Raw genomic sequence first — 7,528 nt, 5'->3', positions numbered from 1 at the left:
GGACTTGCGTCCGCTGTTCGCCGAATGGGTGTTCGGCGAGGGCCTTTCGGAAGGGCAGTCGCAATAGCTTGGCCGTGATGACATTTACCGCTGACAGAACCATGCCAATTAGCTCTGACATCCACACGCCACCCCAGCTTTTCCAAGGGTTTGCAGGTGTCATAAACCCGTGCCACAATGACAGCATGGAAACCGTGCCAAATGGTCGCAGGCTGATCGGCTACGCCCGCGTGTCGCGCGGCGACTCGCAAGACCTCGACCCGCAGCTTCGCGCGCTGACCGATTCGGGATGCGATCCGATCTACCGCGAGGAGGCATCGGGCGGCCGGTCCGATCGGCCCGAGCTGGCGCGCGCGATCGGCGCGTTGCAGCCCGGCGACGTATTCGTGGTGTGGAAGCTGGACCGGCTATCGCGCTCGCTTCGCGACCTCCTGTTCACGCTGGAGAAGATCACCGAGGCAGGCGCGGGGTTCCGATCGCTGACCGAGGCCGTCGATACCACCACGGCGGCAGGGCGCTTGATGACGCAGACCCTGGGCGCGTTCGCCGAGTTCGAGCGCGCCATGATCCGCGAGCGGACCATGAACGGGCTGCATCATGCGCGCCAGGCGGGGCGGCACCTTGGACGTCGGCCGAGCCTCACCGGCCCCCAGCGTGCCGATATCATCGCCAAGGCCGAATCCGGCCAAGGCTCCCCCGCCCAGCTCGCCAACCTGTTCCGCGTGTCGCGATCGACCGTGCAGCGCGTATTGCGCGAACATCGGGCGCGATTGGCGGGAGTGTAGCCCCCTGCCCTGCCCGGCTTGATGGAGGTCGTCGTTTCGACGTCCGCGTCTTTATCCTACCCACCCGACCCTTGGGCCGAGCAACGCTTATCTCTTGACCGCGTTGTGAGATACAACTACATTTGAGCCAATGCATCGAAAAGCCCTGCGCAACATTTCGTGGATCAAGGGCGCGCTCAAAGAGTTCGGCCGCTTTCCCGAGGACGCGCAGGACCAGGCGACCGACGCTCTCACGGTGATCGCCGAGGGCGACACGCCGGAAATCGCCAAGCCCATGACCGGGTTGGGTTCGGGCATATGGGAACTGGCGATCAAGGAACGGGGAGAAGCCTTCCGGGTGATCTACGCCCTCCAGCTCGACGACGACATTTGGGTGGTTCACGCCTTCCAGAAGAAGTCCAAGAGCGGGATCGCCACCCCGAAGCAGGAAATCGACTTGGTGCGCGAGCGCATCAAGCGTCTGAAGGAGGCGCTGCAATGACCGACGATGACGACTTCGAGCTGATCCGAGGCACTGGCAACGTCTATGCCGACCTTGGCATGAAGGAACCCGAACAGCGCCAGCTTCGCGCCATTCTGGCGGGCGAGATCAGCAAGACGCTGGCGACCGACAATCTGACGGTGCGGGCGGCCGAGAAGATCACCGGCGTCGCTGCCGCCGATTTTTCGCGCATCCGCCAGGCCAAGCTCAAGGGCTTTACCATCGACCGGTTGATGACGATTCTCGACCGGCTCAATCGCGACGTGCAGGTGTCGGTATCGGTATTGCCGCGTAAGGTGGACGGTCAGGCGGGGTTTCACCTTCATCCGGCCTGATCGGCACGCACCGAGAGAGATTGAAGATGGCTGACAACAAACACCGAGGGCCAACCCTCGACAGCTTCCTTGAGCAGGAAGGCTTTCTTGCCGACTCACAGACCAAGGCGATCGACGAGGACGCCGTTCGATCCGAAATGCCGAACGCCGAGACGCGCGCGGCGATGGAGTCGGCGCGCGTTACAATGAAGGCGCACCGCGTCGGCTTCACCGATCCGCAGGAACTCCTTGACGCCCTCGACGACGAAACTCGTTTAGGTCGCTGATAGCAGCAGGACATGGGGTGCCTGCCGCTGCGCGGCACCGCCGCTCAAGCGGTCTTGGCCCGCCGGGTTCCGATCGGCTGGCGGGGGCGAGGATCCGCGCAGCGGATCGCCGCCTTGACCTAGACGCATGGAACGTCCACACGTGAACGTGTTCACAAGTCCACACGTTCACGTGTTCAGGGGTTCACATGAAGGTCATCACCGTCATCAGTCAGAAGGGCGGCGCGGGTAAGACGACACTGGCAATCCACCTAGCCGCGGCCGGGGCGGGCGCGGGGCTTGCCGTGTTGATTCTCGATACCGACCCGCAGGCGACGGCAAGCCACTGGAGCGAGTGGCGCGGATCGTCGGACCTTGAGGTGGTCGATTGCGCCTCCCCTCCCCTTTTGCCCCGCAAGCTCCAACAAGCGGCCGAACTCGGGGCCGACTTGGTGGTGATCGACACCCCGCCCCATGCCGACATCATGGCGCGGGAGGCCTGCAAGGTCGCAGACCTGGTGTTGATTCCGTGTCGTCCGCAAGCCTTCGACCTCAAAGCCGTCGAGATGACGGCCGAGCTTGTGCAGGCGAGCGGCAAGCCCGCGTTCGTGCTGTTCATGGGCGGCCCCCAGCGCGCGCCGACAACCTACCGGGATGCCCGCGAGCTGATCGAGGGCAGCGATGGCGTCGCCGGCATGGGCGTAGACGTTGCGCCCGTCATGCTCACCCAGCGGGCGATCTATCATCACAGCACGGCGCAGGGGAAAACCGCGATCGAGCTGGAACCCGAAGGTAAAGCGGCCGAGGAGGTCGCCGCGCTATGGGCGTGGACAAGTGGACAGGTGAACGTGTCCACACGTTCACGGATGAACAAGAAGCGGGGCGCGGCATGAGCAAATTTGGCGCGATGAAGCAGCAGCGGGTGGAGAAGGCTGGCGCGATCGGCGACAGCCCCGACCAGGCGACGGCGACGCCCGCCACCCGCGCGCAGACCCGGCAGGGCAAGAAGGCCGTGAGCGCCTATTTCAGCCCCGAGGTCAGTCGCGGTCTGAACATGCTGGCGGCCGAGCAGGGAACGACGTTGCAGGCGCTCCTTGGCGAAGCCATCGACCTGCTCATGCGCCAGCACGGCAAGCATCCGTTTGGCGAGCGATAACTGTCCACGTGTGAATATGTGAACGTGTGAACACAAGATTAGGAGCTTTGGGGGTGGCAAGATCGACGAACGCCAGGAAATCGACCGGCACGCCCGCAGAGGTTGAAGAACCGATGCTGCCGATCGAAGCGCCACGTCGCCAGCGCAATCGCATCGGCAAGAAGTCGATCGCCGGTCGTTTCGATCCGGCGGTTGCCCGAGCGTTCGCGATCCTCGCCGTCAAGGAAGACAGCACGATCGAGGCGATGTTGACCGAGGCCGTCCTCGACATTCTCCAGAAATACAATCAGCCCATCGAGAAGTGAACAGGTTCACGTGTGAATGTGTGAACACGTGAACACCTGACCTATTGCGCCAGCATTATAGAGCGCACTTCCCAAAGACATAGGAATCTGACAGGCTTTGGTGTCGGCGGACACGTTCGCCGATTCGCCGTGGCGATCGTAGCGGGTGGCACCGCTAGGGCCAAAACGACGAAAGCCCGGCTTGGCGGCCGGGCTCTCGGAAAGTCTGATGGGCGGAGGCCCGCGTTCTGTAGCAGGAACAGCCTCCCGCAGATCGGACGCGAAGTCAACTCGAAAACGCTGTTTTCGAGAACGGGAGAGCTTTGTCCATGAAGGATTGCCGCCAGCAGCCGGGCCGACCGAACGACGGGAGGTTCCATGCAAACTGTGTTCGAGGCCCTTGGAGGGGCGAAGGGTAGGCGGCCCGGCCGTCAGACCGGCCAGCGGGTCCACCGCTACAGCCGCACCGAGGAGGGCCGGGAAGGGCGGTTCTGGCAACCGTTCAGTCCCAAGAACGTCGCTCGCTTCATGCAGGCGGCCGAGAAATATGACCGGTTGAAACGGCTTGCCCACCGGCGCGAGCGCAACAACCGCGAGAATGGCGCGATCGGCCATGTCGGGCTTGAGGTGTTGCGCGAGTTGCTTCGCCTGATCGACTACAAGACAGGCCGACTCGATCCGGCCATCGCGACGCTGGCGCTTCGCATCGGCCGCTCGATCGCGGCCGTGGTGGATGCGCTCAAGCGGCTCAAGGCGCATGGCTTCCTCGACTGGTTGCGTCGCTATGTGCCGACCGGCAACGCAGGAATGCGCGGCCCCCAGGTCAAACAGACCTCGAACGCCTACCGCTTGATGCTCCCGCCGCAGGTCGAGCGTGGCATGACGCCTCCACCGCCAGAAGACGACAGCGATCGGCGGCAGGCAGCGGCCGAGGAGGGCAGGGTGATGATTGCCAGGCTACCGCTCGATGAGCAGCCGGGCCAGCTCATCGACGATCCCGGCCTAGCCGCGATCCTTGCCCGGATCGGGCGAGCAATCATGGACCAGGAACGTGATTCAGAGAGGCAGAATGAATCCAGCCAGAGTTAGAAATATACAATGCGGAATTGGCCTAACGGCCAATGCGTAGTTCGTTTCGTGCCGCCTTCGGCGTCACCGGGCGGCCTACCGGCCGCAGGCTTGGCGGGAAGAAAGTGGGCGAGGTCGCGACCGGAACGTGCCGTAGCGACCGTCAGGAGCGCGGTGAGGGCAGGGAAGGGGCTTTCGACATGTTGTCCCGCGCTGGTTGCGCCCAAGCTCACCAGCGGGGCTTAAATCGACCCGTTAGTTTGCAGCCCAGCGACTTAGCCGCGATCGATCATGCCGGATCGAACCGCCCGGCGAACTCGCGATCGGCATAGTAGGGGACGTTTGACGAAAGGGAAATTAAAGTACGTTAAGCCTTTGGAATTGGCTGTAACGGGGAAGTAAGCCGAAACGGACGTAATGGGCGCGTCACATTCACATGCGTGCAGCGGACTTCTGACCGGGAACGGTCAGGAGTCCTATGTACAAAGCGCCGCGAGAAGCCGGAACCGCCGAAAATTCCGGCGATCAACCGGCAAGCTGCTTGAGGCGCTCGGCTAGGCGGCCGAAAGCCTCGTTCACGTATCCCAGCTTTACGCCAGTTTGCTGCCATTCAAGGTTTCAGGCTGTCCGGCAGCTGGGTGCCCAAAACGGCCGGTCGCCCCTCGGAGCGTTCAAAGACGGGTAACTGAGGACAGCAGCCATTCCGGCAAGATGCTCACTGACAGGACCTCGGCCAAAACGGCCATTGGCCTGAGGCGCTCAAACGGGCAGCAAACCGCCGCTTTCCAGCCGTTCAACCTTGAATGATCACCAACGGCAGCATTTCCTTCTGTCGAATGCGTACTCCGTGCCCGAAGCGGTCCTTGGCGTTTTGGAAAAGCAGACCTTCAACGCTTGAGTTGGGCGAACCTTTGCTGCGTGGCTTTCCTCGCAACAACGCAAGCTGACGTATTCTTGGCCTATATGATTTCAACAGTCAGCAGCGGATCGAATGACTGATTTTCGTTCAGCCCGTCCTTTGCGTAGCCCCTGGGGTTGCACAGCACCCGCGTGCCATTGATTTCGTAGTTTGAGCTGTCGTGTAAGTGGCCGTGCACCCACAGGCAGGCGCGTTCGTGACCCACTAGGTATTCGGCGTCAGAGACGAAGTTGACGTTGAGAGCGGAGCCAGCAAAACGGGCGGGGACACTGCGCAACGAAGGAGCGTGGTGCGTGACTACCACCGTTGAGCCGCCAAAGGGCTGGCGTAGCACTGAGTCTAACCAGCTGGCATTGCGCGCAAACAGCGCGGCTGAGTCTTGTGGTGTGAATAGCCGTCTGTCGGGCGGCTCATCGTTGTAGATACGACTAAAGTCTCGGTTGAACGCCAGCGATTGCGCTATGGCGCTAGTTTGTTCGGCTCCAGTGCCTGCGGCGAGAAAGTCCGTCCACAGCGTGCTACCCACAAAACGAACGCCATGCCACTCCAGTACTTGGTTGTCTAGCACATGGATGTTTGTACCTTCTGCCAGCCGCTGCAGTTCTTGTACCGTGGCCTGGAAGCTGGAGCCGTAGAACTCGTGGTTGCCCGGGACGTATACAGCAGGTTTGCCCAGTGCCAGAATCCATGCGATAGCCTCTACCGGGCGAGCAATATCGCCTGCAAGAATGACCACATCCGCGTCGGTTTGTGGCGGTGGCATGTCGTGCACACTCAGGTGTAGATCCGAAAGGATGTGGAATTTCATTGTTACCTCCGTTTCACATAATAACGGCTTTGGAATTTACGGTGGACACATTGTTTTCCAGCCTAATGCGCCCAGCGTGAAGTGAGCTGCACCATTGCGGCATAAGCTGGCCGGGTGCCTGCCTCGCAACCGATTGTCATCGTGCTGGTCTTTCGCGCTAACGGCTGCTTCGAGCAAAGTTGTCCTGGGTCCGCTCCTGGCCGGCAGGGTGTGGTTACCACCGGCCGCTTTGTAGCAATCAAATCACAGAACCGGAGTTTTGGCTGAGCGGCCGGTCTGGAGAAACCTGGATGGCCGGAATGTGCACCGAGCACTCATTCATTGAAAATGGAAGCTGACATTCACGTGGCTTGCAGTTCAATGGCGGCAACCTGCGCGACACCGGACATTGATATCAACCAACTTCAACGGCCGTTCAGGCCGAGGTACTTCCGTAGGCCATCCGGCAGCTTTCAGATTTAAGCGGCCCTCTGAATGACAACCTCCGGCGAAGGGTGACAGACCGCTCCTGGCCGGCAGTTGCCTGATGATAATTTCATTGTAACTATGCCAAGTTGGTCAGGCGCCTGATATTTGCTGGTTATATTTGGTGAGAATTCATGGTCAACTCACGTGATATTCCGCACCAATCGGCGGAATTCGTTCATGCTCATCAGTAGCCCGCCTCTTTCTGGTGACGGAATGCCATGACATAGACCGCATCGGCCGCCGGTTCGTGGCGGTACAAGGCCACATAGCCGGAATCCCCGTAGGTAATCACCAGCTCGCGCAACTCCGGCATGTCAGGGAGCGGTCGGCCAATGTCTGGGGCCGTTTCCAGCAGCAGGAAGTGCCGCTCAATGGCCTGGCCGGCCCGCCTGGCGGCTTCCGGGGCCTTGGCGACCAGGAACTGCCGACATCGTTCCAAACCATCCGCCGCGCCTTCGGTGACGATTACGTGTGGCACTCAGGCATCGCCTTTTCGTCTTCGGTGCCCCAGGTGTTCAACCAGGTGCGCACTTCCTGGCCGGTCAAGTGCCGTCCGGTTTCCTGATAGGCCGCCCAGGAAGCTAAGGCTTCCTGTTTGAAGCTCTCGCGGGCTTCCTCCCGTTCGACGTATTGCTGGATGGCTTCGAGCATGATCCAGTGCGGCGAGCGGCGGCGCTGACTGGCGAGGTGTTGGACGCGGCCCTTCAGCGCCTCTTCAATCTTGAGCGATGTTGCCATTGCTGTTCTCCTATCACTTGGTAATACCTAGTGATAACTTAGCCCTTCCGGCCCTGTCCGTCAAATGATCGTCTAACGGCCGCGCCAATATTGTCCGTAAAGATGTTGATTTAGTGTAGATATCAGCGCTGATTGGCACCGTTCTGTCAGCGCTAAGTGACACCGATCACGAGGGTGCTGCGTGCAGCTTCCACCACGTCGTCAGTGATCGCGTTCAGGCCGTTGATCCTCAGGATGCGCT

12 protein-coding genes are annotated in these 7,528 nt (G+C 61.1%); 8 read left to right on the top strand and 4 right to left on the bottom strand.

What is annotated here, in order from left to right:
- On the bottom strand, positions 1-187 hold a 187-nt coding region (locus tag EWH12_RS22545; RefSeq protein WP_207212464.1), incomplete at its 3' end, for a hypothetical protein.
- Between EWH12_RS22545 and EWH12_RS21125 the strand changes: the two genes are divergently transcribed.
- The 8 genes from EWH12_RS21125 (at position 186) to EWH12_RS21090 (ending at position 4,375) form a co-directional block, all read left to right on the top strand.
- A complete protein-coding gene (locus EWH12_RS21125; protein WP_054435627.1) occupies positions 186-785 on the top strand; it encodes a recombinase family protein in 600 nt (199 codons plus the stop codon). The genes EWH12_RS22545 and EWH12_RS21125 overlap by 2 nt on opposite strands.
- Before the next feature lie 130 nt (positions 786-915).
- Entirely contained in the window at positions 916-1,266 is a 351-nt protein-coding gene (locus EWH12_RS21120; RefSeq protein WP_054435626.1) for a type II toxin-antitoxin system RelE/ParE family toxin, read from the top strand.
- Positions 1,263-1,601, top strand: coding sequence for a helix-turn-helix domain-containing protein (locus EWH12_RS21115; protein WP_054435625.1), 339 nt, complete (start codon positions 1,263-1,265; stop codon positions 1,599-1,601). The genes EWH12_RS21120 and EWH12_RS21115 overlap by 4 nt, the downstream gene beginning before the upstream one ends.
- A gap of 26 nt (positions 1,602-1,627) precedes the next feature.
- Positions 1,628-1,867, top strand: coding sequence for a hypothetical protein (locus EWH12_RS21110; protein ID WP_054435624.1), 240 nt, complete (start codon positions 1,628-1,630; stop codon positions 1,865-1,867).
- A 188-nt stretch (positions 1,868-2,055) separates the two neighbouring features.
- Entirely contained in the window at positions 2,056-2,739 is a 684-nt protein-coding gene (gene parA / locus EWH12_RS21105; protein WP_054435623.1) for a ParA family partition ATPase, read from the top strand.
- Positions 2,736-3,002 carry a ribbon-helix-helix domain-containing protein gene (locus EWH12_RS21100; RefSeq protein ID WP_054435622.1) on the top strand — a complete coding sequence of 89 codons (267 nt, stop codon included), beginning with the start codon at positions 2,736-2,738 and terminating at the stop codon, positions 3,000-3,002. The genes parA and EWH12_RS21100 overlap by 4 nt, the downstream gene beginning before the upstream one ends.
- Positions 3,003-3,055: 53 nt before the next feature.
- Positions 3,056-3,307: a ribbon-helix-helix domain-containing protein gene (locus EWH12_RS21095; protein ID WP_231635604.1), complete on the top strand. Its 252-nt coding sequence runs from the start codon at positions 3,056-3,058 to the stop codon at positions 3,305-3,307.
- A gap of 357 nt (positions 3,308-3,664) precedes the next feature.
- Positions 3,665-4,375, top strand: coding sequence for a replication protein A (locus tag EWH12_RS21090; protein WP_231635603.1), 711 nt, complete (start codon positions 3,665-3,667; stop codon positions 4,373-4,375).
- 938 nt (positions 4,376-5,313) lie between these two features.
- Here EWH12_RS21090 and EWH12_RS21085 read toward each other — a convergent pair.
- The 3 genes from EWH12_RS21085 to EWH12_RS21075 all read right to left on the bottom strand — a co-directional run bounded on the left by EWH12_RS21085 (position 5,314) and on the right by EWH12_RS21075 (position 7,287).
- Positions 5,314-6,081, bottom strand: a complete 768-nt coding sequence (locus tag EWH12_RS21085; RefSeq protein WP_129927735.1) for a metallophosphoesterase — start codon at positions 6,079-6,081, stop codon at positions 5,314-5,316.
- 652 nt (positions 6,082-6,733) lie between these two features.
- Positions 6,734-7,027, bottom strand: coding sequence for a type II toxin-antitoxin system RelE/ParE family toxin (locus EWH12_RS21080; protein WP_129927734.1), 294 nt, complete (start codon positions 7,025-7,027; stop codon positions 6,734-6,736).
- Positions 7,015-7,287, bottom strand: coding sequence for a CopG family ribbon-helix-helix protein (locus EWH12_RS21075; RefSeq protein ID WP_129927733.1), 273 nt, complete (start codon positions 7,285-7,287; stop codon positions 7,015-7,017). The genes EWH12_RS21080 and EWH12_RS21075 overlap by 13 nt, the downstream gene beginning before the upstream one ends.
- Positions 7,288-7,528: the final 241 nt, after the last annotated feature.

The organism is Sphingobium cupriresistens (genome assembly GCF_004152865.1).
GTDB lineage: Bacteria > Pseudomonadota > Alphaproteobacteria > Sphingomonadales > Sphingomonadaceae > Sphingobium > Sphingobium cupriresistens.
Note: the sequence above shows the minus strand (reverse complement) of the source record. Positions and strands in the feature narration are given on the sequence as shown.